The organism is Demequina sediminicola (assembly GCF_000975055.1).
Taxonomy (GTDB): Bacteria; Actinomycetota; Actinomycetes; order Actinomycetales; family Demequinaceae; genus Demequina; species Demequina sediminicola.
Map to the genome: position 1 here is coordinate 188,232 of NZ_BBRB01000003.1, position 23,310 is coordinate 211,541.

Annotated in this window: 24 protein-coding genes and 1 tRNA gene; 8 read left to right on the forward strand and 17 right to left on the reverse strand. The window is 63.5% G+C overall.

The genetic code is table 11. From position 1 onward, the window contains the following. Window positions 1–188: 188 nt before the first annotated feature. Window positions 189–380: a 50S ribosomal protein L28 gene (gene rpmB / locus AOP79_RS07970; RefSeq protein ID WP_061962473.1), complete on the forward strand. Its 192-nt coding sequence runs from the start codon at window positions 189–191 to the stop codon at window positions 378–380. A 77-nt stretch (window positions 381–457) separates the two neighbouring features. On the opposite strand, the gene AOP79_RS07975 is transcribed toward rpmB, so the two are convergent. Continuing rightward, the gene (locus AOP79_RS07975; protein ID WP_062072369.1) at window positions 458–1,399 is read right to left on the reverse strand and encodes a thiamine-phosphate kinase; all 942 of its coding nucleotides are present in this window, start codon (window positions 1,397–1,399) and stop codon (window positions 458–460) included. 33 nt (window positions 1,400–1,432) lie between these two features. Here AOP79_RS07975 and AOP79_RS07980 point away from each other — a divergent pair, with 33 nt between their 5' ends. After that, window positions 1,433–1,897 (forward strand): DUF3515 family protein, encoded by a 465-nt coding sequence (locus tag AOP79_RS07980; RefSeq protein ID WP_062072371.1) that lies wholly within the window; start codon window positions 1,433–1,435, stop codon window positions 1,895–1,897. A 119-nt stretch (window positions 1,898–2,016) separates the two neighbouring features. Here AOP79_RS07980 and AOP79_RS07985 read toward each other — a convergent pair whose 3' ends face one another. Genes AOP79_RS07985 through murA form a run of 4 tightly spaced genes read right to left on the reverse strand, consistent with a single transcriptional unit; the run spans window position 2,017 to window position 6,135 of the window. Then, a complete protein-coding gene (locus AOP79_RS07985; RefSeq protein ID WP_062072373.1) occupies window positions 2,017–3,105 on the reverse strand; it encodes a D-alanine--D-alanine ligase family protein in 1,089 nt (362 codons plus the stop codon). Then, window positions 3,106–4,104 carry an NAD(P)H-dependent glycerol-3-phosphate dehydrogenase gene (locus tag AOP79_RS07990; protein WP_062072589.1) on the reverse strand — a complete coding sequence of 333 codons (999 nt, stop codon included), beginning with the start codon at window positions 4,102–4,104 and terminating at the stop codon, window positions 3,106–3,108. Further along, window positions 4,104–4,823: a lysophospholipid acyltransferase family protein gene (locus tag AOP79_RS07995; RefSeq protein WP_236683330.1), complete on the reverse strand. Its 720-nt coding sequence runs from the start codon at window positions 4,821–4,823 to the stop codon at window positions 4,104–4,106. Before AOP79_RS07995 ends, AOP79_RS07990 begins: the two co-directional genes overlap by 1 nt. Window position 4,824: 1 nt before the next feature. After that, window positions 4,825–6,135 (reverse strand): UDP-N-acetylglucosamine 1-carboxyvinyltransferase, encoded by a 1,311-nt coding sequence (gene murA, locus AOP79_RS08000; RefSeq protein ID WP_062072377.1) that lies wholly within the window; start codon window positions 6,133–6,135, stop codon window positions 4,825–4,827. Window positions 6,136–6,281: 146 nt separating this feature from the next. On the opposite strand from murA, the gene AOP79_RS08005 reads away from it, so the two are divergent. Next, window positions 6,282–7,262 (forward strand): PfkB family carbohydrate kinase, encoded by a 981-nt coding sequence (locus AOP79_RS08005; protein ID WP_062072380.1) that lies wholly within the window; start codon window positions 6,282–6,284, stop codon window positions 7,260–7,262. 186 nt (window positions 7,263–7,448) lie between these two features. Here AOP79_RS08005 and AOP79_RS08010 read toward each other — a convergent pair whose 3' ends face one another. The 4 genes from AOP79_RS08010 to leuC are packed head-to-tail and all read right to left on the reverse strand — an operon-like array spanning window position 7,449 to window position 11,773. Then, window positions 7,449–8,294, reverse strand: a complete 846-nt coding sequence (locus tag AOP79_RS08010; RefSeq protein ID WP_152648064.1) for a CPBP family intramembrane glutamic endopeptidase — start codon at window positions 8,292–8,294, stop codon at window positions 7,449–7,451. A 30-nt stretch (window positions 8,295–8,324) separates the two neighbouring features. Beyond that, entirely contained in the window at window positions 8,325–9,677 is a 1,353-nt protein-coding gene (locus AOP79_RS08015; RefSeq protein WP_062072382.1) for an MATE family efflux transporter, read from the reverse strand. Between the two features lie 11 nt (window positions 9,678–9,688). Further along, on the reverse strand, window positions 9,689–10,327 hold the full coding sequence (leuD, locus tag AOP79_RS08020) for a 3-isopropylmalate dehydratase small subunit (RefSeq protein ID WP_062072384.1): 639 nt from the start codon (window positions 10,325–10,327) through the stop codon (window positions 9,689–9,691). A 12-nt stretch (window positions 10,328–10,339) separates the two neighbouring features. Further along, complete coding sequence (gene leuC / locus AOP79_RS08025) at window positions 10,340–11,773, reverse strand: 3-isopropylmalate dehydratase large subunit (protein WP_062072593.1); 1,434 nt, start codon at window positions 11,771–11,773, stop codon at window positions 10,340–10,342. Window positions 11,774–11,832: 59 nt separating this feature from the next. Here leuC and AOP79_RS08030 point away from each other — a divergent pair, with 59 nt between their 5' ends. Then, window positions 11,833–12,552 (forward strand): IclR family transcriptional regulator, encoded by a 720-nt coding sequence (locus tag AOP79_RS08030; protein ID WP_062072386.1) that lies wholly within the window; start codon window positions 11,833–11,835, stop codon window positions 12,550–12,552. Here the strand turns inward: AOP79_RS08030 and AOP79_RS08035 are convergent. Both AOP79_RS08035 and AOP79_RS08040 read right to left on the reverse strand, forming a co-directional pair. Further along, complete coding sequence (locus AOP79_RS08035) at window positions 12,549–12,938, reverse strand: roadblock/LC7 domain-containing protein (RefSeq protein WP_062072387.1); 390 nt, start codon at window positions 12,936–12,938, stop codon at window positions 12,549–12,551. The genes AOP79_RS08030 and AOP79_RS08035 overlap by 4 nt on opposite strands. Further along, window positions 12,935–13,600: a GTP-binding protein gene (locus tag AOP79_RS08040; RefSeq protein WP_062072388.1), complete on the reverse strand. Its 666-nt coding sequence runs from the start codon at window positions 13,598–13,600 to the stop codon at window positions 12,935–12,937. The genes AOP79_RS08035 and AOP79_RS08040 overlap by 4 nt, the downstream gene beginning before the upstream one ends. Before the next feature lie 563 nt (window positions 13,601–14,163). On the opposite strand from AOP79_RS08040, the gene AOP79_RS08045 reads away from it, so the two are divergent. Beyond that, complete coding sequence (locus tag AOP79_RS08045) at window positions 14,164–17,208, forward strand: glycoside hydrolase family 9 protein (protein WP_062072389.1); 3,045 nt, start codon at window positions 14,164–14,166, stop codon at window positions 17,206–17,208. Between the two features lie 83 nt (window positions 17,209–17,291). Continuing rightward, complete coding sequence (locus AOP79_RS08050; RefSeq protein WP_161794244.1) at window positions 17,292–17,777, forward strand: thiol-disulfide oxidoreductase DCC family protein; 486 nt, start codon at window positions 17,292–17,294, stop codon at window positions 17,775–17,777. Window positions 17,778–17,789: 12 nt separating this feature from the next. On the opposite strand, the gene AOP79_RS08055 is transcribed toward AOP79_RS08050, so the two are convergent. The 5 genes from AOP79_RS08055 to AOP79_RS08075 form a co-directional block, all read right to left on the reverse strand. Beyond that, entirely contained in the window at window positions 17,790–18,158 is a 369-nt protein-coding gene (locus tag AOP79_RS08055) for a roadblock/LC7 domain-containing protein (RefSeq protein ID WP_062072392.1), read from the reverse strand. Next, the gene (locus AOP79_RS08060) at window positions 18,158–18,547 is read right to left on the reverse strand and encodes a roadblock/LC7 domain-containing protein (RefSeq protein WP_062072394.1); all 390 of its coding nucleotides are present in this window, start codon (window positions 18,545–18,547) and stop codon (window positions 18,158–18,160) included. The genes AOP79_RS08055 and AOP79_RS08060 overlap by 1 nt, the downstream gene beginning before the upstream one ends. Beyond that, complete coding sequence (locus AOP79_RS08065; RefSeq protein WP_062072397.1) at window positions 18,544–19,074, reverse strand: GTP-binding protein; 531 nt, start codon at window positions 19,072–19,074, stop codon at window positions 18,544–18,546. The genes AOP79_RS08060 and AOP79_RS08065 overlap by 4 nt, the downstream gene beginning before the upstream one ends. A 62-nt stretch (window positions 19,075–19,136) precedes the next feature. Further along, complete coding sequence (locus tag AOP79_RS08070) at window positions 19,137–19,502, reverse strand: hypothetical protein (RefSeq protein ID WP_062072400.1); 366 nt, start codon at window positions 19,500–19,502, stop codon at window positions 19,137–19,139. 386 nt (window positions 19,503–19,888) lie between these two features. Continuing rightward, window positions 19,889–19,961 (reverse strand) — tRNA-Glu (locus AOP79_RS08075). Window positions 19,962–20,109: 148 nt separating this feature from the next. Here AOP79_RS08075 and AOP79_RS08080 point away from each other — a divergent pair. Continuing rightward, complete coding sequence (locus AOP79_RS08080; RefSeq protein WP_161794245.1) at window positions 20,110–21,150, forward strand: serine hydrolase domain-containing protein; 1,041 nt, start codon at window positions 20,110–20,112, stop codon at window positions 21,148–21,150. Between the two features lie 11 nt (window positions 21,151–21,161). Here the strand turns inward: AOP79_RS08080 and AOP79_RS08085 are convergent, their stop codons facing one another. Continuing rightward, window positions 21,162–21,755: a helix-turn-helix domain-containing protein gene (locus AOP79_RS08085; protein WP_201774448.1), complete on the reverse strand. Its 594-nt coding sequence runs from the start codon at window positions 21,753–21,755 to the stop codon at window positions 21,162–21,164. A 78-nt stretch (window positions 21,756–21,833) separates the two neighbouring features. Between AOP79_RS08085 and AOP79_RS08090 the strand changes: the two genes are divergently transcribed. Then, the gene (locus tag AOP79_RS08090; RefSeq protein WP_062072407.1) at window positions 21,834–23,279 is read left to right on the forward strand and encodes an MFS transporter; all 1,446 of its coding nucleotides are present in this window, start codon (window positions 21,834–21,836) and stop codon (window positions 23,277–23,279) included. The last annotated feature ends 31 nt before the right edge of the window (window positions 23,280–23,310 follow it).

The window sequence follows — 23,310 nt, forward strand, 5'->3', positions numbered from 1 at the left end:
TCGCGTCCCCTGCGTGACGCACATGAATCTATGGTGTCATGGTGCTCTGACGAAGTGCGCTCTCCCACACGGGGTTTGCTGTGGGTGGGTCAAGTCAGATACTCTAGTGCGGTTGCCCGAACACCCGGGCTCGTAAATGTGGCGCTCCGCACAAGACGTGGACGCGCAAGACACCAAGGAGAACTATCGTGGCTGCCAACTGCGACGTCTGCGGCAAGGGACCTTCGTTTGGTCACTCCATCTCGCACTCGCACCGCCGCACCAAGCGTCGTTGGAACCCCAACATCCAGCGCGTTCGTGCAGTGGTTGCCGGAACCCCCAAGCGGGTCAACGTCTGCACCTCGTGCCTCAAGGCCGGTAAGGTGCAGCGCGCCGTCTAAGACGCACTGAACGAGAACAGCGGGCGATCCCTCACGGGACGCCCGCTTTTTCGTTGCCCCGACGCGAGTAGCAACCGCTATGACGAGAAATGGTCCCATCCTGCATCGGCTGGCGCACGACCGTCAATCAGCAGCTCGCCATCTCCAGCCTCCACAGCACCGATGACGGTCCAGCCCGCAGGGACCGCAGACTCACGGGTGAAGCACGCAAGCATGTGGTGATCTTCACCGCCGCCGATCGCCCAGGACAAGGCATCCGCACCAAGCACCTGGGCGGTGAATGCGGCCGCCTCGTGCACCGGAATCAAGGCAGAATCCACCGAGAACCGCGCCTCAGAAGCGTGTGCCATCCGAACGCCATCGCGCCCCAGCCCGTCGGACAGATCCATCATGGCCGTCGCGCCATGCAGGGCCGCCTCCAAGCCAGCCCCAATGCGCGGCTGCGGCCGCAAGAACAAGCTGATCGCATCCGGCGCATCGTTGCGGCCAGCGTCAAGCAATGCAAGCCCAGCCCGAGCCGCACCCAGCGCACCCGACACCGCGATGACATCCCCGGGAACGGCATCGGCTCGGGTCACCGGTTCAGTGCCATGAGTCTCCCCCAAGGCCGTCACCGCCACCACGATCTCCGACCCACCGGACAAGTCACCCCCCACAACACCCACGCCGTGCGGTTCACACGCTTCCCGAAGCCCGTCAGCGAGACCCATGACCCACTCGACATCCAAATCTTCCGGCATAGACAGGCATACCTCGAGCGCGGTGGGCACAGCGCCCATCGCATCAATGTCGGCAAGGTTCTGCATCGCAGCCCGCCAACCCACATCCTTGCCGGTGGACCATTGACGCTTGAAATGACGGTTCTCGACCAGCATGTCCGAGGAGACCACCAAGAACCCGTCGACGGCCAGAACCGCAGAGTCATCTCCCGGGCCCAAGATGGTGGCATCGGTGTGGGGTAGCCGAGGTGCGAACAGCGCAATCAGCTCGTCTTCAGATAGGTCGCTCACACGAGTCATGGGAAGAGACTAACGACCATTACGCTTGAGCGTATGCGCCGCCCCCTTTTGTCCACAGCACTGTGCACAATCGCCGCGCTGGGACTGTCTGGATGCACCCACGCGCTCGTCGTTGACCCCGCTACCTACGCCTCGGACCCCACGTGCGCCGAAGTCATGCTCGCAATTCCGGAGATCGTCGGCGGGCTTGAACAACGTGGCACCACCTCCCAAGCGACCCAGGCGTGGGGCGACGAATACCCGATCGTGGCGCGCTGCGGCGTCGAGCCACCCGGGCCCACCACAGAGCCGTGTCTGTCGATTGCAACAGCATCCGCTGACGTCGATTGGCTCGTGAGCGAAGACCCCGAGCAGTGGACAGCAGTGACATTTGGCCGCTCCCCCGCACTCGAACTCACCGTTCCCAAGGTCAGAGCCGACGACGCGGTCTCAGAAGTCCTCGCAGCGATCTCCACCGCGGCAGCTCGGGCGCCCGTCAACAACCTCGAATGCAGTTGACGGACCCCACCTCAGTCGCTGCGAGCTAGTGGCGGCACGGATCCCGGCGAGCACGGCACCACTCCGCCCGAGCACAGCAACTCTCGACCCGAGCACGACACCGCGAGAACTGACGAGACCTAGCGCAGACCCAAAGGACGGTTCAGGGCTGTTTCCAGAAGGGTCTCGACCAGTTCTTCAAACTCAACTCCCCCAGCAGCCCACATGCGCGGGTACTGACTGGTGGGCGTGAAGCCTGGCATCGTGTTGATCTCGTTCACAGTGACGGTGCCGTCAGAGGCAAGGAACACATCGACACGGGCAAGCCCCTCGGCCCCCACAGCTCGGAACGCACGCAGCGAGATCCAACCAATCAGTGCGGTGGTCTCAGCATCGAGATCGTCTGCCATGCGCAGTTCGACCGATGCCGCATCAAGGTACTTCGCCTCAAAGTCATAGAACTCGTGGTCACCGTGCGTGACGATTTCACTGGGCTGGGAAGCCACGACGGTGTCGGTACGCTCGAGCACCGCCGTTTCAATCTCGCGACCCACCATGGCCTGCTCAATCAGAACCTTGGGGTCATGCTTGATGGCTTCCGCGATCGCTGCGGGAAGGTCAGCAAGATCCGCGACCTTAGAAATGCCCATGGAGGAGCCAGCACGAGCGGGCTTCACAAACACTGGCAGTCCCAGCGCACGCACGTCATCCATGCGCGCTTCAAGGCTGTCGCCACGCATCAGCGTGACGTCTGCGGCAACGGGCAACCCCGCATCGCGGAATGCGGCCTTCATGAACTGCTTGTCCATCCCCGCAGCGGACGCCAGCACACCCGATCCCACGTAGCGGACATCGACGAGTTCAAGTGCCCCCTGGACAGTGCCATCCTCACCCCACGGGCCATGCAGCACAGGGAACACCACGTCAACGTGAGCCAGATCGTTGACCTGCCCTGCTTCAGTGATGACCCGCCACTGCGACTCGCCTGCATGGCGAGGCGGAAGCACCGTCTCACCGGCGTCAGAAACCACCGGCATCTTGCCGTCGCGGATCTGCCACGCTTCAGGATCATCGCTCACATGGACCCAGCGACCCGCACCGGTGATGCCCACGGCCACAACGTTCCACTTGTCGCGATCAATCGCCCCAAGAACACCGCCTGCGGTGACGCACGAGACACCGTGCTCCGATGAGCGCCCTCCAAAGAGCACGACGACGGTGCGCAACACTTACACCACCTCGGCTTTGCGGGGGCGTGACAGCAGGCTTGCGATCACTTCCGCAATGGGCTCCCCGTCGTGCAGCATGCGCACCACAGCGTCACAGATCGGCACGTCAACGCCGTGCTTGCGCGCCAGATCCTGGATCGACAGTGAAGTCTTGACGCCCTCAGACGTACCGCCTGTACGTTCAAGTGCCTGGTCCAGTGTGAGGCCACGGCCGATGTGCGCGCCAAGCGTATGGTTGCGCGACAACGGCGAGGCACAGGTAGCGATCAAGTCACCCATGCCGGCGAGCCCGGAGAACGTGTCGGGGTTAGCACCGAGTGCAGTGCCCAAGCGGGTGATTTCTGCCAGGCCGCGCGTGATGACGGTGGCCGTGGTGTTGTGACCGAAGCCAAGGCCATCGGTGGCTCCCACGCCCACAGCAATGACATTCTTGAATGCGCCACACAGCTCCACGCCCACGACATCGGTGTTCGTGTAGGGACGGAAATACGAGGACGCTGTCGCGTTCGCTACCAGCTCTGTGGCACGCGTGTCCACACCCGCGACAACCGTCGCGCACGGCTGCTTGGCCGCGATCTCGCGAGCCAGGTTGGGACCCGACACCACGGTCATACGTTCGGCAGGGATGTCCCACAACTCGGCCAACACATCGCTCATGCGTTCGTGTGACCCGACCTCGATGCCCTTCATCAGCGACACCACCACGGCAGCGGCCGGAATCAAGTGCTTCCACTGCGCAACGATTCCGCGCAACTTCTGCGCCGGCAACGCCACGACAACGATCTGTGCACCCTCAAGTGCCGCCTCAACATCGGTCGTGGCGCGAATGCCCTCCGGCAAGTCAAACCCAGGGAGGAACCGCTCATTGCGGTGCTCAGAGTTGATCTGCTGCGCCACGTCGGCATCGCGACCCCACAACGTGACATCGGTGCCAGCGTCGGTCATGACCGCGGCGAACGTTGTTCCCCACGCGCCAGCACCAAGAACGGTGGCCTTCATCATGAATCTTCCTTACTTGTCCGTGTGCGGGGGTCGAACGGGGTGGCAGGAGGCTCTTCTCCCCTGATGTCCGCGACCATCGAGATCAGCGTATCCATGATGCGGTCGGTGGCGCCGCGGAGCGTCTCGATATCGATAGGGCGATTGCGGAACTCATCAAGATTGATGGGAGGACCGGCACGCACCACAATCTTCTTGCGCGGCCACGGGTGCAACTTCTTCCCGTGAGGGGCCAACAGTTCATGCGCTCCCCACTGCGCGACGGGCACCACGGGCACATGGTGTTCGAGTGCCATCCGTGCGGCGCCGGTGCGGCCCTTCATTGGCCACAGGTCGGGATCCTTGGTGAGGGTGCCCTCCGGAAAGATCGCGATCGAGTCGCCTCGCTGAAGGAGTTTGACGGCAGCGTCCACGGCGTCCTGAGCCTGCGCGGAGCCACGATGCACGGGCACCTGGTCGAGTTTGGTCAGCATCTTTCCTGCGACAGGGAGATCGAACAGTGACGCTTTCGCGAGGAAGTGCGGTGCATGGCCGTTGTCATACAGAAAGTGCGCAAACGTGAACGGATCTACGTATGTCGCGTGATTCGACACCGCGATAAAACCTTGATCCTGCGGCAGGTGCTCGCTTCCGGCCCAGTCACGCTTGGTGACGGCCAACATCAAAGGCTTGACGAGCGCCGCCGTGGCGCGCATGCCCGTGGGGATACGGGGCGCCACGTCAGTCGATCACCGCACCCAGGTCAGTCAACTTGGCGCGGAAATTCTCGTATCCGCGGTCAATGATGCCGATGTTGGTCACCGTTGACGTGCCCTCGGCCGCGAGCGCCGCGATGAGGTAGGAGAATCCTCCGCGCAGGTCAGGAACCTCGATCTCAGCAGCCTTCAGGGGCGTGGGACCAGAGATGACTGCGGAGTGTTTGAAGTTCAGCTGACCAAAGCGGCACTGCTTGTCTCCTAGGCATTCGCGGAACAGCTGGACTTGGGCGCCCATCTGATTCAGCGCGGCGGTGAAGCCGAGCCGGTTCTCGTAGACCGTCTCGTGGACGATGCTCAGGCCAGTTGCCTGCGTGAGCGCCACCACAAGCGGCTGCTGCCAGTCGGTCATGAACCCGGGGTGGACGTCCGTCTGGAGCGCAATGGGCTTCAGTGGGCCACCCGGGTGGAAGAAGCGGATGCCGTCGGGCTTGACCTCAAATCCGCCGCCAACCTTGCGGAACGTGTTGAGGAATGACCCCATGTGGCGTTGCTGGGCGCCGCGCGCGAAGATGTCGCCACCTGTGGCGAGCGCTGCAGAGGCCCAGGACCCCACTTCGATGCGGTCAGCCAGCGAGACGTGGTCGTAGCCCACCAGCGATGAGACACCCTCGATGGTGATAGAGCGGTCCGTATCCACGGAGATGATTGCGCCCATCTTTTGGAGGGTGTCGATCAAGTCCTTGATCTCCGGCTCCACTGCGGCATTGTGCAGCGTGGTGATGCCGTCTGCCATGACGGCAGTGAGCAACAACTGTTCGGTCGCACCGACGGACGGATAGCTCAGCTCGTGCTTGATGCCACGTAGTCCGTTGGGAGCACTCAGGTGCAGACCATCGGGCCCCTCCTCGACGACGGCACCAAACTTCTTGAGAATCTCAAGGTGGAAGTCGATGGGGCGGTCCCCGATGCGACATCCACCAAGGTCAGGAATCACGGCCGTACCGAGGCGGTGCAGCAGTGGGCCGCACAGCAGGATGGGGATACGCGACGAGCCTGCGTGCTTCGCGATGTCCACAGCATCCGCAGGAGTGAGGTCCGACGTGTCCATGACGACGACCCCTGAGTCGACGTCGTAGTTCACCTTCACACCGTGAAGAGAGAGCAGTGACGCGACGATGTCGACGTCGAGGATTTTGGGTACGTTGCGGAGCGTTGAGGTGGTGGACCCCAGGAGTGCCGCCACCATGGCTTTGGAAACAAAGTTCTTGGCTCCACGCACGTGGACTTCGCCCTGAAGAGCACGCCCACCTGTCACACGAATCGAATCGGTCATGCACCTATCGTGCCTCATGTGCGCGAGGTCATGGAGCATCAGCCACCTCTTTCCACAGCGGTCACAGCGGAGAATCACGCATGTGAGCCGCCCTATTCTCCTCAAGGCGAACGGGCAGCACCGCCCATCAATGCAAGGATCGCTCTATGGTTCCTTCCGCTCCCACTGTGATCTGCGCAGGTTTGTCAACGCTTGACGTGGTGCACCTCGTCGACGCAGTGCCGAGCGCCAATCAGAAGGCCGTCGCCCGAGAGTCCTTCATCGCGGCGGGCGGTCCGGCCACGAATGCTGCTGTTGCCGCGGCCCGCTGTGGCTCAGCGACTGCCCTCATCACCGCAGCACCAGAGGGTCCACTCACCGATATGGTGCGCACGGACCTGGCTGCTCACCACGTTGATCTCCGAGTGGAAGACGAATCGAGAGCCCTGCCGGTGGCAGCAATCATGGTGACGCGCGCGACGGGCGAACGTGCGGTGGTCTCGCCCACGGCATCGGCCGTCGACGTGCCTGTCACTCCCCCGGCCTTTGACCCGGAGTCTCACTTACATGGGGCGCGAGCCGTGCTGATCGATGGCTATCACCGTCACCTCTCCTTGCCACTCGCGTGGGCGGCCCGCGACGCGGGAATTCCCGTCATCCTTGACGCTGGCTCGTACAAGGCCCACACTCCGGAACTTCTGGACTCGGTGGACATCGCAGTGGTCTCGCACGACTTCACGTTCCCGGGGTCGTCAGGAGACGACCCCGACACGATTGAGCGATTGCTCGACGCGGGTGCGTCTGCCGCGGTGGTCACGCGCGGCGGAGGGCCGATGCTCGCAGCCGTCAAGGATGCCGGTGACGGCGGGACGGCTCTCACGGAAGTTCCAGTCGCTGCCGTCGAGGTCGTCGACACTCTGGGGGCTGGCGATTTCCTTCACGGCGCGCTCGCACACCGCATTGCGCTGCTCGGTTGGGAACCGGCGCGCCTCGTTGTTGATCTGGCGTGGGCAAGCCGAGTGGTGGGCGTGTCCTTGAGGTCGTTCGGGACTCGCGCGTGGCTTGAGGAGGCCCTCCCGCCAGATGTGCCGGAGGGGCTCGATGCGCCCGCTGCACCCAACGCGCCCAAAGCACCCCCCGCCCGCTGAGACAGTTTGAACCAAAGGTTCCCGGGACACGCCGCGTACATCCCGGCCGATGCTGACTCCACCGGCGCGTCGCAGCTCCCACCGGTTCGTAGTGTGAGGGCGCGGAGCCTGGCGCTGGCGATGGAGGGCGCGGGGCTTGGCAGTGTGTGGATCGCCGGCGCGAGGCTGGGGCGAGACCTGCCGCTACTACGGTGTTGTGACGAAAATGTCGAACAGGTGCGGATGGCGCGCATGCACCAGCGCCGCGAACACGACCGCATCGAACAGCAGGTGTACGGCGATGACATACGACAGTGACGTCCATCGCGCGAACAGCCACCCTTGAACGAGCGCAAACGGGACCGTGAACAGGGGTGCCCATTCGCGGTAGCCGAGCTCCCACAGGAACGATACAAACACCAGCGTCTGCAAGATGTTTGCGGGCCACAGCGAGAAGTGCCGACGCAACAGCGCAAACACGACGCAGATGAAGAAAAGCTCATCCCAGATGCCCACCGCGTTCACGCCGACAAACAGTCGAGCAATGTCGGTGTCGCCTGACAGGTCAGGCCAGTTCAAGTAGGCACCCGAGCTCAGGAAGTAGAACGGCAGCAGGAGGTACCCCACAAGCACCACGACGCCCAAGTAAATCCACTGCGCGCGCGTCCAGGACCGTCCCGTGCGCACCGGGAACTTGACTCCACCATGGCCGAAGACCCACCGTGCCAACGCCCACGGCACCAGCACCGCCAGCGAGAGCGCCACAGTGAATCGAGCGATCCCTGCGTTCGAGAGGTCCGCTTCCAGAGAAATCATCGAAATGATGATTTGACCCAGTGCAATGGCACTGAGGTCCTTCGCCAGTGAACGGTCAACGACGATCGCCAGGACTACGCCCAAAACCAGGGGAATGTACCCCTCGGGCCGCATGTGCACCGCAAACAGCAAAATCGCAGCGCCGCAGACCAAAGCCGCTGCCGCCAAGCGAGCCCAGTCCCGCCCGGCGCGGAGGTCCAAAGAGGGGGTGACCTGAGCATCGGCCGTCGGTGTCATGGCCCCAAGCATGTCACGACGACCTTGCACCTAAGTCCCAGCAGCGACCTTACGGGTGAGGCGCGGGTATGCCAAGCCGAGCGTGATCTGTCTCACAACGTTGAGTGCCAAGAAACTTGACCACACCACGCCGTTGGTCAGACCGCCGGCATAAAAGGCGGCAATGAGGAGCACGGGGACAAACACTCCGAGCACCGAGACTGCCATTGCGGCGAACATCATTCCCGCCTGGCCTGCGCCCAAGAACACTCCGTCCAGCCAGTAGGCACCCCACGAGAGCAACGGCAACAGGGCAATCCATGGCCAGTACTCAAGCGCGGTCGCTCTGACCTCCGGCAGGTCCGTCAGCAAGGTCAGGATTACTCCCCTGCCGAACCAATACACGAGTGTCATAGCGATGCCGATGGCTGCCATGGGAAGCGCCGTCGCGATCACGGCTGCATGAAATTGCGGAACGTCTCCAGCTCCCGCGGCATGAGATACGAGCGCCTCGGCAGCGTTGGCGTAGCCATCTAACGCGTATGACGCCAGATTCATCAACTGCAGCATGATGGCGTTGGCTGCCAGCACTTCAGGGCCAAAGTAGGAACCCACTGACGCAACAAAAGTCACCACTCCAGTGAGCAGCGCCGTACGACCCATGAGGGCGCCGTTGAAGCGAAGCAAGACTCCCCAGCCATGACGCAGAGTGTGGTCGCGCCAGTCGCGGAAGGTCGCACGCTGAGAAGCATTGAGGCTGCGCCACAGCAGTGTCACCGCGAGCGCCGCGCCGATGATCTCGGAGCCAAAAGTTCCCCACGCCGCACCCGTGGCGCCCAGACCCGCACCGCCCACCAGAATCAGGTCCAGGACGATGTTGGCCACGGCTTGGGTGGTGGCGATCACGAGCGGGATTCGGGTGTTCTTGGCGCCGATGAAATAGCCCGAGACCACCAATGTCATGAGCAACGCGGGCAAGCTCAGTCCACGGATCAAGGTGTAGGCGATTGCCGCGTCTCGCGCGTCGCCGGGCGGAGCGAGGATACTCAAGATCCCGGGAACCACAACCCACATGACGATCAGCCACAACGCAGCCAGCGCCAAAGCCAGCCCAAACGCACGCTGGACGTGACGCACGGCGCCTTGAGCGTCGTTCCGGCCGAGCGCCCGGCCTACGAGCGAGGTAGTGCCGGTACGCAGGAAAGCAAAGATCCAGAACAGCGTCGAGACCACGGCTGCACCGAGGCCCACCGCGCCGATGTCGGTGGCTGTCGCGAAGTGGCCAAGCGCGGCGGTGTCCACAAGTCCCGCGATGGGGACGGCAATGTTGGACGCAATGGCCGGTAAAGCAAGCGACGCCGCGGCCCGATGCGGTAGCGGTCGGGCGACACGGCGTCGCTTCATAGAGTCAATCCTTAGTTCACGGGGCGTGCAGCCTCAATGTGCTCCTTGGGCTCCGTCTTAGCAGGCAGCGTCTTGGGGCGCCATGCGTCACGGGTGCCTTCGAAGGCAGTGATGTCTTCTTCGTGCTTCAGCGTAAGGCCAATGTCATCCAGGCCCTCCATCAGACGCCAGCGCACATAGTCGTCGACCTCGAAGGAGACAGTGATGTCGCCACAGGTGACGGTGCGGTCCTCGAGGGACACCGTCAATTCCTTGCCAGGCTCGGCTTCGAGAGCCTTCCACAGCAGCTCGATGTCCGACTGCTCCACCACGGCTGCGAGGAGACCCTGCTTGCCCGAGTTGCCGCGGAAAATGTCAGCGAAGCGCGATGCGATAACGACCTTGAAGCCGTAGTCCTTGAGCGCCCACACTGCGTGCTCACGCGACGAGCCGGTGCCGAAGTCGGGACCAGTGACGAGAACGGTGCCGTTCTTGTACGCCTCCTGGTTGAGGATGAAGTTCTCATCACCGCGCCAGGCGGCAAAGAGCGCGTCCTCAAAGCCCGTGCGCGTCACGCGCTTGAGGTAGACAGCGGGGATGATCTGGTCAGTGTCGACGTTGGAGCGACGCAGCGGAACGCCGGCGCCGGTGTGAGTCGTGAACTTTTCCATGACGTATCTCCTTTACGCGGAGGCGCCGACGAGGACGTCAGCGTCTTCCAGGTCAGCGGGGCTGGACAGGGTTCCGCGTACTGCGGTGGCAGCTGCGACGAGAGGGCTGACCAGGTGCGTACGGCCACCCTTACCCTGACGTCCCTCAAAGTTGCGGTTCGAGGTGGAGGCGCTGCGCTCCTCGGGCTTGAGCTGGTCGGGGTTCATACCCAGGCACATTGAGCAACCCGCGTTGCGCCACTCAGCACCGAAGTCGATGAAGACCTTGTCCAGGCCTTCAGCCTCGGCCTGCAGGCGGACACGTGCCGACCCCGGCACCACCAGGAAGCGCGTGTTGGGCGCCTTGGTGCGACCCTGAATGATCTCTGCAGCGGCGCGCAGGTCCTCAATACGGCCGTTGGTGCACGAGCCCAGGAACACCGTGTCGATGTCGAGCGTGCGCAGCGGCTGACCGGGGGTGAGGCCCATGTACTTCAGCGCGTTCTCTGCAGCTTCGCGCTGGTCGGCGTCTGCGATGTCCTCGGGATTCGGAACGTTGGCGCTCAGGGGAAGACCCTGTCCGGGGTTGGTACCCCAGGTCACGAAGGGTTCCAGATCGGAGGCCTCGAGCGTTACCTCGGTGTCGAAGGTCGCGTCCTCGTCGGTGACCAGGCCCTTCCAGTTCTCGACAGCTGCGTCCCAGTCCGCACCCTCGGGGGCGTGGGGACGGCCCTTGACGTACTCGAAGGTGGTCTCGTCGGGCGCAATCAGACCGGCACGAGCGCCCGCCTCGATCGACATGTTGCACACGGTCATGCGCGCTTCCATCGACAGCGACTTGATGGCTTCGCCGCGGTACTCGAGGACGTAGCCCTGGCCGCCACCAGTACCGATCTTCGCGATGACCGCGAGGATGATGTCCTTGGCGGTGGTGCCCTCCGGCAGTTCGCCGTTGACGTTGATGGCCATGGTCTTGAATGGCTTGAGGGGCAGGGTCTGGGTGGCGAGCACGTGCTCGACCTCAGAGGTGCCGATGCCGAAGGCCAGGGCGCCGAACGCGCCGTGGGTGGAGGTGTGCGAGTCGCCGCAGACCACGGTCATGCCGGGCATCGTCAGTCCCAGTTGGGGGCCGACGACGTGCACGACGCCTTGGTCGGCGTCGCCCAGCGAGTGCAGACGGATGCCGAATTCCTTGGCGTTGTTGCGCAAGGTGTCGATCTGCGTGCGGCTGGTGAGGTCCGCGATTGGCTTGTCGATGTCGAGGGTGGGGGTGTTGTGGTCCTCGGTCGCGATCGTGAGGTCGGGGCGACGCACCTGACGTCCTGCGAGACGGAGGCCTTCAAAGGCCTGGGGGCTGGTGACCTCGTGGCACATGTGCAGGTCGATGTAGATGAGGTCGGGCGCGCCGTCCTCACCTTGACGGACCAGGTGGCTGGCCCACAACTTCTCCGCGAGCGTGGTTCCCATGTCTACCTCTCGATTCTGCGAGTTCTGCATCTCACCATCTGAGACGCTAGTATCAACTTATGGACAATCATAGCGGCGTTGGCGTCGTTGACAAGACCGCAGCGATTCTTGCGGCGCTCGAAAAGGGCCCCGCCACACTTGCGGAACTCGTCTCGACTACCCACCTGGCCCGGCCCACTGTGCACCGCCTTGCCCTTGCACTCGAGCACCACCACCTCGTGGGGCGCGATGGCTCCGGGGCGTTCGTGCTGGGACGACGCTTCTCGCAGCTAGCGGCTTCCGTTGGCGAGGACCGCCTCGTGTCGGCTGCACTCCCAGTGCTCACCACGTTGCGTGACCGCACCGGCGAGTCCAGCCAGCTCTACCGCCCCCACGGGGACCAGCGCATTTGCATTGCGGCGGTCGATCGCCCCGTGGGCCTGCGTGACTCCATTCCCGTGGGCACCACGATGACCATGCACGCCGGATCCGCCGCGCAGGTTTTGCTTGCCTGGGCAGAACCTGAGCGCATGCACGCCGCCCTGGAGGGCTCTGCGTTTACCGCGCACGACCTGGAGCGGGTCCGCGGGCGCGGCTTCGCCGAATCGGCGGGAGAGCGCGAGGCTGGCGTGTCCTCGGTTTCCGCGCCCGTGTGGGGAACCGCCGGAACAGTCATTGCGGCCGTCTCGATCTCAGGACCCATCGAGCGCCTCAGCTCACATCCCGCTGGGGAGCACGCCGATGCGGTGGTCGACGCTGCCCGTCAACTCAGCGATGTCCTGCGAAGGACGGAGTCCTAGCGACTAGCTGGCGCGAGTCCCGACAGCGCGCGAAGGTGCTCCGCCTCTACGCGCACAGTGTTCATCACGGACGCGCCCGTGGCGTCGACCGTCGGCTCAACCACGAGGGCCAAGAGGTGGCCGGCATCCACCGGTGCCACGACGAGCGTCCCAAGCTCGCCGCGCAGCACGGAAACCTCCGCGGCACCAAGACCGAATCCGTTCGTGGCCGTCGCTGCGAGTCCCAGCGTCGCGGCAGTCAGGGCCGCAGCACCGTCGCGGGCAGCGAACTGCACATCGTCGTAGAGCGCCAGACCATCGGTGCGAGCAATGATGACGCGCTGTGTGCCGGGAATGCACTTCTTCAAGCGAGCAGCCGACATCATTCCGTGCTTTTCCAAGATCATGCGCGCCCCCCGTTGGAGTGACCCATGCGGCGATGCCCGTGGCTCCCTGGACTCTCCGCGTTTGTGCGCGCGTCGGCAAGTTCCAAAGTGTGCGCCAGCACTGCCTTGGATTCCTCACTGTCGCGCGGGTCGCAGTGCACAAGTGCCGAGCTGTCCACGCCAATGAAGCGGGCCAGATCTGGCGCCGAGATGGCGGTGCGGCTCCACCTGTTGGCCGCGACAACGAAGGGAACCTGGGGCGCAAAGTACGCGAACCGCTTCATGATCCCCTTGAGTTGCGCCTGCGACTGCAACCGACTGACGTCCACCATCAGGATGTAGGCGACCATTCCCAGCCCCAGAATCGGCCACATGAAGCTGAAACGCTCTTGCCCAGGAGTGCCAAACAGTGTGACTGCTCGCTGTCCCCCGCGAGTCGGCACCTGGGCCGTGCCGTGGTCGAGTGCGACGGTGGTCTGCTCTTTGACCCTCGAGGTTTTGTCGGAGACGACTTGCTCAGCTCCCAGGGCATTTGCACACACTGTCGACACAAAGGTGGTCTTGCCGGCCCCAAATGGCCCGGAGACGACGATCTTGTGGACCGGCACCGCGCTCACGGGCACGGCGTGCGGCGTTCCGTTGAGTTGCGGGGTCGATTGCACCTGGTGCGCAGCATCCTGCATTTGCCTCCGCTGCTCTGCCTCGCCGTGTGGCCGAAATCGCACCGGGTTGACCATCTACTTCCCTCCCAGGAAATCGCAGGCATAGTCCATGCCTAGACCGTGGTGTGTGGTGCACGCTGCAGCGCGTGCGTTCATCGCCACCGTTCCCCCGGTGAGTAGCGACGTCTCACGTGGACTGGGCCCGCGAGAACGCTGGTGAGCCTACGGTATTGAGCCCTATACCTGCCACGATGGTTATACGCCCTGTGGACAACTCAGACAAATACGACACACGGCGGCGCACACTGCACAGTCGAGACCGCTGAGCACCGTGAGGGCACATAGGCGGACCACATGTAAGCCCGGAGCATCGCAAAACCGCACTCTGATAGGCCTTTGGGTAGCCCTCGAGCAAAACTGAGCACTGGTATCCCGCCAGGTAATTCAGGAATCGAAACGCTATTAGTCAAAAGCCCTTCCCGCATCGAATCGTTTCGTGTTACTTTCGCCACACGCCTCCTCCGGCAACGGTGCCGAGGGGGTGAGCAGCAGTTCCCCACCGAAGGCTCAAAGGAGAGCAACACGTGAAACGCGCATCCCTCACCAGACTCGCTGGCGCCGCAGCCGGCGGACTATTCATTACCACCCTCACTCTCACCCCGGCCCAAGCTGACCTGGCTGAACACGACTTCTCGACCCCTGGAGACGTCGGCAGTTTCTGGCAGTGGGGCACCTCCGACGGCATTTCCACCAATGAAGACGGCCAACTGTGCGGTACCTCGACCGGCGACGGCATCGGCTCTGGCGGCATTGGCGCCAGCTTCCCCCTGAGCGCCGGCGACAATGTCGCATCGCTCGACCTCATCACCACCGGCGAGGTCCAGGTGAAAGTTGTGTCGGGGGTCAATGACTCCGTCGAACACGCACTAGAGATCATTGATGCTGACGCCACTAGCGAAGTGACGATCCCCTTCACTGTGGCGGAAGACGCCGATCCGGCGAAACTCATCATTGATGTGAGCAACAACGCCGACGGCTCAGCCCGCACCGTATGCATCGACAACGCGTCCGTCTCCGCGCAGGTCAACCAGATCAGCAACGGCGGATTCGACAATGGACTCGAGGGCTGGGGCCACTACGGCTTTGTTGAAGGAAGCGCCCGTGTCGAGGATGGCGTGTTCTGCGCCACCGTGCCGGCGGGAACCGCCAATCCCTGGGATGCCGCCCTTTATCAGGACCTTTCGTTCGCCGCTGGCGACTACACCTTCAGTTTTGACACCTCCGGAGCGGGCCCCATTCGCGGTCACGTGCAACAAGAGGGCGGCTCGTACACGCCCTACGGAGTGATCGAGGCAGCGGGGACAGACGAACTCACCTCGCATTCCGTCGACGTCTCCGTCACTGATGACCCCGTTGACCCACGGATGGCCTTCCAGGTGGGCGGGAATCCCGAGAGTTGGGAGTTTTGTGCCGACAACGTCGCCTACACCGGGGGTGTAGAGCGCGAGCCGTACGTGCCAGAGACGGGACCGCGGGTTCGCGTCAACCAGGTGGGCTACCTCACCGCCGGCCCTAAGAACGCGACGCTCGTGACAGGCTCCGAGACGCCCATACCGTGGTCGCTCACATCGGACGGCACTGAAGTGGCCTCCGGGTCCACCACGGTGCTGGGAACCGATGACTCCGCCGGGCTGCACGTCCACGACATTGACTTCTCTGCGGTCACCACTCCTGGCGACTACACCCTCGCCGCGGACGGTGAGACGTCCTACGAGTTCACCATCGGCACCGAGGCCTATGAGGACCTCCGCACGGACGCCTTGAACTACTTCTATCTGGCTCGTTCAGGAATCGACATTGACGGCGAGATTGTGGGTGAGGAGTACGCCCGCGAGGCGGGACACGTGTCCGAGGCTGGCGGTGACGCCACCAATCAGGGAGACCTCAATGTCCCGTGCCAAAACGCCTCTGATGCCGCCAAGGTTTACACCGATGAGTACGGCTGGAACTCGTGTGACTACACGTTAGACGTGGTGGGCGGCTGGTACGACGCCGGTGATCACGGCAAGTACGTCGTGAACGGAGGCATCGCGACCGCACAGCTCTTGGGAACCTACGAACGTTCCAAGACAGCGGCATCGGCCGATCTTGGAGCCCTGGCCGACGGCACGCTCAATGTGCCCGAGTCCTCCAACGGCATTCCTGATGTGCTGGACGAAGCCCGCTGGGAACTCGAGTTCATGATGGACATGCGCGTGCCTGAAGGTGCACAGTTCGCCGGGCTCGTCCACCACAAGATTCACGATGACGGCTGGACTGGACTCCCGTTGGCACCGGCCGACGACCCTCAGGTACGCGAACTGCACCGACCCTCGACGGCGGCAACGCTGAACCTTGCGGCCACCGCGGCCCAAGGAGCACGACTGTTCGCACCATACGATGCGGAATTTGCCGCGGAACTCCTCACTGCCGCCCGCGAGACTTTTGTCGCGGCACAGGGAACCCCCGACCTCTATGCACCGGCATCCGACGGCGCCGATGGCGGCGGACCCTACGATGACGACGAGGTCGCAGATGAGTTCTACTGGGCCGCAGCCGAACTGTTCCTCACGACCGGAGAGCAGCAATACGAGGACTTCCTCCTCTCCTCACCCGTCAACACGGAGGACTCTTTCCCCACGGCAGGCTTCAGTTGGGACCAGTTGGACGGCATCGCGAAACTTAACCTCGCCACGGTGCCCAACGGCTTCTCCGACCGCGATGCCATCCTCGCTCAAGTACTCGGAGGCGCCGATGCTTTGGTCGCCACCCAGTCTGGACAGGAGTTTGGAGTGGCACTCCCCGATGATGGCTTCGTGTGGGGTTCCAACAGCCAAGTGCTCAATAACCAGGTGGTCCTGGGCACAGCATTCGACCTGACAGCGGACGAACGTTACGCCGACGCGCTCGTCGAGTCGATGGACTATCTACTGGGACGCAACGCCCTGAACTGGTCGTACATCACGGACTACGGCACCGTGACAAGCCAAAACCAGCACAGCCGATGGTTCACACACCAACTGGACGAGTCGCTGCCCAACCCACCCGCCGGTTCCGTAGCAGGTGGCCCCAACGCGGATGTGGGTACGTGGGATCCAGTGATCACGTCGACCTACCCTGACAAGGACTGTGCCGCGCAGCTGTGCTACATCGACCACATCGAGTCATGGTCGACGAATGAGATCACAGTGAACTGGAACTCCGCGCTGTCGTGGGTCGCCTCGTGGCTGGCGGACTACGACCAAGGCGCCCCCGTCACGCAGCAGTGCGAAGCGCACTACATCGTGCATGGGTCATGGGCAACCGGGTTCAATACTCAGGTGTGGGTCAAGAACGTCTCCGACGAGACCATCAAGAACTGGGAATTGACCTGGGCGTTCCCGTCCGATGCGACGGTGTCACACCAAGCGTGGAGCGCGCGCTGGTCACAGGACGGAGCCTGGGTGAGCGCAAAGTCGATGCCGTGGAATGCTCAGTTGAGGCCAGGCGCACGTGTCACGCTGGGCTTCATCGGTGAGCCGGGATCTCTGGCAAACGCGGCACCCGAACAGTTCTGGATCAACGGCCAACCCTGCACCATGGCTGGCTAGTCACATCAACACAACAGTGAGGCCCGGCTGGACACGTTCCGGCCGGGCCTGACTCGTTGCATGATGTGCCTACGATGGGCGCCATGGCCACGTCTCCCCGACCCATCGTGATCTTCGACGGCGACTGCGGCCTGTGCAACGGGTTTGTGGCATGGCTCATCCGCCACGACCCTCACGAACAGTTCACGATCACCGGAAGCGCTGGGGACGTGGGGCGCGCTGCGCTGGCCGCGATGGGACTGCCGCAAGACATCGCCGCCTCTACCCTCGTCATCGCAACAGCACAAGGTCCGTTGACTCAATCCGATGCCGTCCTGGGGGTAGCGCGGCGGCTCGGCTGGCCATGGAAGGTGCTCGGAGCGGGCGCGATCGTGCCTCGGACGTGGCGCAACGGCCTCTACAACTCTGTTGCTGCGCGGCGCTCCCGGCGCCCCGCCGAAGACTCGGCCTGCGGCACCCCGCCCCCAGACTTGGTCCGCAGTTGGCGCAGACGCCTTGCCACTTTCGACAACGTGAAACAGCTGACTGGCGGGGAAAGCGACACGACCGATGCCACGGCACCCAGCTAAGCGATCTGGGCGCTAGTTCTCCCGTGGCACGGCGGAGGCTATGCGGCCTACAGCGGCCTGGACCTCGCGGTAGAGCGATGCCTGATCACGGGAGCGGCGCGTCACGACTACCAGAAGGACTCGATCGTTCACTGTCTGAGCGATGATCTCGGTATCGACGCCGTGGATGACCGCACCCTGGAGGCCGTCAACGCCTAGACCCTGGGCGGTGAGTTCGACCACTCCCATCAAGGCCGCCACGGATGCGGCACCACGCTCGCGGTCGCCCAGCGTCGAGTCATCGACGTAAGGCAAGCCGTCGGCACCCGCGACAATAACGCGAGTCACGCCATCGCATGCGCGGATAGGCTCGACGGCCCGGCTCAGAAATGTGCGGTCCATCAGACGCCTTGGGTCGCCATTCCCGAGAATGATCGCAGCCACTCGGCCTCGGCGCGCACGACGCGAGCGATCTGGTCGTCGGAGTAGCCCGAGTCGGCGTCAACGACCACCGCAAGGAGATGCCCTGAATCGATCGGCGCCATTGCGAGCGCGCCGCTCTCGCCGTGAATGACCGCCAGTCGGGCCGCACCCATCCCAAAACTGGCAGTCGCGGTGGCGGCGAGCCCCACGGTCGCGGCCGTTACTGCGGCCGCGCCATCCCGTGCAGCCAGCGGCACGTCGTCATAGAGAGCAATGCCATCGGTCCGCGCCACAATGACACGCTCGACACCAGGGAGAGCCTGCTTCACGCGAGCCGCCACGAGCATCCCGTGCTTCGCCACAATCATTCGGATCCTTCCACCGTTCCGGAAAGGCGTCTCAACACCTTGATGACATCGCCGCGTTCGCGGGGGTCGCACGACTCGATGGTGGCCTCTGGCACTCCGAGGAACTGAGCGAGTTGCGCTGCTGGCAGCTCGTCGCGATTCCAACGATTTGCGGCCACCACGAAGGGCACACCCGGTGCGAACTGAGCGAAGCTTCGTACGATGCTCTTCAGTTGGGCCTGTGCCTGGAGCCGACTTGCATCGACAAGGAGGACATATCCGGCCATGCCGCGCGCAAGTACCGGCCACATAAACCGGAACCTTTCCTGCCCAGGTGTACCGAAGAGTGTCACGATCGCATCGCCATCGCGACCGCTGACACGCACGGTTCCGTGATCGAGCGCAACCGTCGTTTGCTCCTTGAGCCGCGAAGTCTCGTCGGAGACGGACCGCTCCACACCGAGGGCATCGGGACACGCAGTACGTACAAAGGTGGTCTTGCCTGCACCGAACGGTCCAGACACCACGATCTTGACAATGTCAGTCATAGATTCACCGCGTATCGGAGCACCTGTCCACTTTCGCGGGAGGGCGCTCCGATCACGTGGCGTTAGATTGCGAGGGCCTGCTCGATGCCCTGCAGCTGGCGACGTGCCATGGCGAGGTTCGAGCGGTCACGCTCGAGTGCGACGTAGATGAAGAGCCCGTGTCCGTTGGGCGCGGTCACCAAGCGAATGAGGTGAATCTGCGAGCCGAGCGTGATCAAGATGTCCTCGATCTTGTCTTCTAGACCCAGCGAATCCATCACGCGCATCTTGGCGCGTACTACCTCGGTGTTGCCCGCCGCGGCGAGTTCCAAGTCAATTCCGGTACCTGCGGTGGCAAGCGTCATGCCGCTGTCGTAGTCGACAAGCGCAGCGCCGATAGCACCGTCAATTGCCAAGACTGCATTCATTGATTCAACCGGATTAGCCATGATTCCCCTCCCGAGGGCATGGGGCGTGTGGCCCCACAAAGTAGAAGACCCCACTACTCGGGCGTCTTCACCTTGTAGCGGGGAGCCAACGCGATTCGTTGGCGACGTGTCTCACCACCGTATGCGCGGTGGACTTGGACATCCTAGGCCTGGTGTTGCACTCCCGTCCACTCAAAGGTTGAACCCGGAGACACCCTTGACCCGGGCTTTGCCAGGCAGTTTGTTCGCTGCAACCAAAAACGCGCTCTCAGATAGGCGATTTGTCCGGGTTTGCCCACCCCTGCGCTTAGCCACACACCACAGCGAGAGACAGTGGCGCAAACATCACATGAACGTACCCCCCACAACGAAAAAACTCCCCACCGCAATGGTGAGGAGTAAGTCCGTAGCCCCGACGGGATTCGAACCCGCGCTACCGCCTTGAGAGGGCGGCGTGCTAGGCCGCTACACAACGGGGCCCTAGCTGCCAGAGCCACCTTCAGTGGGGGCTGGCGCGAGATAGAACTCTACACCATTCACGGAGCAAATGAACAATCACAGCCGAAGACGGCTCCAATCCTCCTCTAGGCCGATGCGCTCCCTCGTGCCGGTACGGCACAGTGAACTCATGATCGCTGCGCGCACCGCTCACACACTCGACGCCATCGCCCACAAGGCCGTCGCACGGAGCGACACATCAGATGTGCGCTTTGCCGTACGCGCCCCCGGGCTCGAGTGGAGCTACCTTGCCGACGGGGCCCCGCACCCGTACTTCGTGGCCTCCATCACCAAGCTCGCCACGACCGCCGTGGTGTTCCAGCATCTCTCTGAGGGGCTCTACGATCTCGACACTCCGGCATCGGCCCTCCTCCCTGAGACGGCAAGCGACCGTGTCGCGGGCCTGTCCGGGTCTGGCGCGGTGGCGTCCGTCGAAGACCTCCTCGCCCACACGTCGGGAATCCCCGACTACTTTGAGACCGCACCCCGTGGACACCAGACGATGCTTGCCCAGATTCGGGCACAGGATGTCGCATGGAGTCCGCACGAGGCGATCGACATGATCCGCGGACGTGCGGCGACGGCAACTCCTGGTGACCGCAGGCGCGCACGGTACTCAGACACCAACTTTCAACTGCTGCAACTCATCATCGAGAGCCATGACGGCAACTACGCGCAGGCAGTGCACAACCGCATATGCAAGCCACTAGGCCTCAGCCAGACCTACATCTTTAGCCCTCACGATGTGCCGCACTTTCACGGCATCGCCGCGATCAAGGATGGCAGCGATGAGTTTGCTCGACCACAAGCGATGGCGTCCTTTCAAGCCGATGGTGGAATGGTCTCCACGACGGCCGAACAGATCCGCTTCCTTCAGGCATACATGGACGGCGAGCTCTTCCCCCAGCAACTGCTGCTCCGAGCAACCCAGGAGTGGCGACGCCTGTTCTTCCCACTGGAGTACTCGCTGGGGACCATGCGGTTCCGGCTGCCACGAGCGATGGCGCCGTTCAGCCCCATGCCACCGTTCATCGGACACTCGGGAGCTAGCGGCGCCGTGTTGTTCCACGACCCCTCACGGGACCTCACCATTGCCGGCTCCGTCAACCAACTAAGGAAGCGCTCGCTAGCCTTCCAGGTCTTGGGGCAGATGGAACGCGCCCTGCGGTAGCACACCACTGATCATTCGCTCGCATCGCCATCGAGCCCCTGATCGCCAAAGCACCGGTGACCCGGGCCGTAGATGCTGAGAATCTCGGCTGTTCGTCCACCGTCCGCGCCAAACCAGTGCGGCGCGGAGGTATCAAACTCCACCGCCTCGCCACATGCGACCACCCACGACTCCTCGCCCACCACGACGCGCAATGTGCCGCTCAGCACGTAGATCCACGACGAGCCCGGGTGGCGGCGCAGTTGCGGCGGGACGTCTGTGGGAGGAATCACAATCTTGAGGACGTTGACCCCGCTATCGCGATGATGGAGAGGCACTTCGATACGTCCATGCCGCCGGCGGGGACGCAACCGCACTCGTGGATCGCCCACTTGTGGCATCCCCACAAGATCGTCGAGTGGCACGCGATACACCTGCGCCAGGCGCACCAGAATCTCGAGCGAGGGACGGCGCTCCCCACCTTCGATGCGCGACAACGTGCTGAGGGAGACATCCGTCAGTTCGGACAGTTGCTGCAACGTCATTCCGCGCCCCTGGCGTAGGCGCCTGAGCCGGAAGGGCACAGCGTCGATGACGCTGTCGGTGGAGGGAATCGGCACGCTCATGCCTGACATCACACCTCGGCTTTGCCATTTTGGCAACTTTCATTGCCCTAGAGGCCGCGGGGTCTGGACTATCGATCCATGGATACCTCCACCCCGCCCCGACCCACGCCCCCAACACTCGAGCAAGCACACGCTCGCGTCATTCGCATCGCACTTGTGTTCGCCATCCTGGCAGGGACGCTCGGCGTCGCAGTTGCCAACATTGCCCTGCCGGCCATAGCGCTCGACTTCACTCTTCCTGCTAGCGGAGCCCAATGGGTGGTGACCGCCTACCTGGTCGCCATGACAGCGGCAACCATTGTCGTCGGGCGCCTAGGCGACATCTGGGGAGACACGCGCGTCCTCAGTGGCGGGCTCACCCTCCTGGCCCTGGGTGCTGTGGCAGCAGCACTTGCCCCGAGCTTCGCGATTCTCTTGACAGCACGCGCCGTCCAAGGAGTGGGCGCCGCCGTCGCGCTCGTTCTTTCGATCGCGATCGCGAAGCGCGTTGCCCCGGACGGCAAGACGGGCGCGTACCTCGGAGCGCTGGGCGCCACGAGCGCACTCGCGCAGGTGATGGGCCCCTCTGTCGGAGGTCTCCTCGTCGACATCGGAAACTGGCGGTCCACCATGTGGCTCCTCGCGGGCTTGACCGCCGTCGCGGTATCGCTCACCGCGCGCATCCCCTCACAGTCCGCCTCAACGGGGGCCAAGCGCACCCCCACCCGCCTCAATGCCGCATCGGCGATTGCCCTGGTGACGGCCACCGCATCGGCTGTGCTCGCCCTATCCTTCATAGCCACGTGGCACTGGACCATCGTTCTCGCGCTAACACTGGCGGCTGCAGCAGCGGCCACCTTTGCGTGGCGTAGCGATTCCCGCGCCGCGACGCATGGTCGCCTCCCAGTACTCCCTCGCACGCTACTCACGCACGTGAAGTTCCGCACCACGCTCACCATGAACGCGTTAGTCAGTGGCGCCATGATGACAATGCTGATCATTCCCCCGTACTTCCTCATGGGCGAGGGGCTCACCGCCACGCAAGCCGGACTGGTCATGGCGGCAGGCCCAGCGCTGGGTGCCCTCACCGGCATCTATGCCGGACGCCTCGTCGACTCGTGGGGAGCAGCACCCATGCGGAGCCTTGGAACGGCCATGGTGGCAACTGGGTGCGCTGGAATCGCCATCTTGACACCCCTGTGGGGCTGGTGGGGACTCCTGATTCCGATGGCCGCCCTCACCCCCGGGTTTCAGGCTTTCATGGCGGCCAACACGGCTTTGGCGATGGTCGCCGCTGGGGACGACCGCGGAAGTGGCGCAGGCACTCTGACACTCGCCCGCAATCTTGGCCAAGCACTGGCGACTGCGGTGACCACGGGCCTCATGGCGACTGTCATGGCAGTGGCGCCTGTCCAGAGCGGCTCGGCCGTGGTGGTGGCGGTCTGCTTTGGAGCAGCGGCGGCGCTGGCGGGGGTCGCTCTCCTGTCACCTCTTGCGCATCGCGGTATTAGTTATGTAAACTTGAGCGTAGGCGACTCAAGGTGAGTCGCGGCAGACGATCAACCAGGAGGTTCAC

Bases quoted from the DNA above. Each gene is read 5' to 3' on its own strand.
- AOP79_RS08070 (WP_062072400.1), bottom strand. From the start codon at position 19,502: ATGGCTAATCCGGTTGAATCAATGAATGCAGTCTTGGCAATTGACGGT.
- leuC (WP_062072593.1), bottom strand. From the start codon at position 11,773: ATGGGAACCACGCTCGCGGAGAAGTTGTGGGCCAGCCACCTGGTCCGT.
- AOP79_RS08050 (WP_161794244.1), top strand. From the start codon at position 17,292: ATGGCCACGTCTCCCCGACCCATCGTGATCTTCGACGGCGACTGCGGC.
- AOP79_RS08065 (WP_062072397.1), bottom strand. From the start codon at position 19,074: ATGACTGACATTGTCAAGATCGTGGTGTCTGGACCGTTCGGTGCAGGC.
- AOP79_RS07990 (WP_062072589.1), bottom strand. From the start codon at position 4,104: ATGAAGGCCACCGTTCTTGGTGCTGGCGCGTGGGGAACAACGTTCGCC.
- AOP79_RS08090 (WP_062072407.1), top strand. From the start codon at position 21,834: ATGGATACCTCCACCCCGCCCCGACCCACGCCCCCAACACTCGAGCAA.
- AOP79_RS08055 (WP_062072392.1), bottom strand. From the start codon at position 18,158: ATGGACCGCACATTTCTGAGCCGGGCCGTCGAGCCTATCCGCGCATGC.
- AOP79_RS08035 (WP_062072387.1), bottom strand. From the start codon at position 12,938: ATGATCTTGGAAAAGCACGGAATGATGTCGGCTGCTCGCTTGAAGAAG.
- AOP79_RS08005 (WP_062072380.1), top strand. From the start codon at position 6,282: ATGGTTCCTTCCGCTCCCACTGTGATCTGCGCAGGTTTGTCAACGCTT.
- AOP79_RS07975 (WP_062072369.1), bottom strand. From the start codon at position 1,399: ATGACTCGTGTGAGCGACCTATCTGAAGACGAGCTGATTGCGCTGTTC.
- AOP79_RS08060 (WP_062072394.1), bottom strand. From the start codon at position 18,547: ATGATTGTGGCGAAGCACGGGATGCTCGTGGCGGCTCGCGTGAAGCAG.
- AOP79_RS08085 (WP_201774448.1), bottom strand. From the start codon at position 21,755: ATGAGCGTGCCGATTCCCTCCACCGACAGCGTCATCGACGCTGTGCCC.
- AOP79_RS08010 (WP_152648064.1), bottom strand. From the start codon at position 8,294: ATGACACCGACGGCCGATGCTCAGGTCACCCCCTCTTTGGACCTCCGC.
- AOP79_RS08015 (WP_062072382.1), bottom strand. From the start codon at position 9,677: ATGAAGCGACGCCGTGTCGCCCGACCGCTACCGCATCGGGCCGCGGCG.
- AOP79_RS08040 (WP_062072388.1), bottom strand. From the start codon at position 13,600: ATGCAGGATGCTGCGCACCAGGTGCAATCGACCCCGCAACTCAACGGA.
- AOP79_RS08080 (WP_161794245.1), top strand. From the start codon at position 20,110: ATGATCGCTGCGCGCACCGCTCACACACTCGACGCCATCGCCCACAAG.
- murA (WP_062072377.1), bottom strand. From the start codon at position 6,135: ATGACCGATTCGATTCGTGTGACAGGTGGGCGTGCTCTTCAGGGCGAA.
- AOP79_RS07980 (WP_062072371.1), top strand. From the start codon at position 1,433: ATGCGCCGCCCCCTTTTGTCCACAGCACTGTGCACAATCGCCGCGCTG.
- leuD (WP_062072384.1), bottom strand. From the start codon at position 10,327: ATGGAAAAGTTCACGACTCACACCGGCGCCGGCGTTCCGCTGCGTCGC.
- AOP79_RS08030 (WP_062072386.1), top strand. From the start codon at position 11,833: ATGGACAATCATAGCGGCGTTGGCGTCGTTGACAAGACCGCAGCGATT.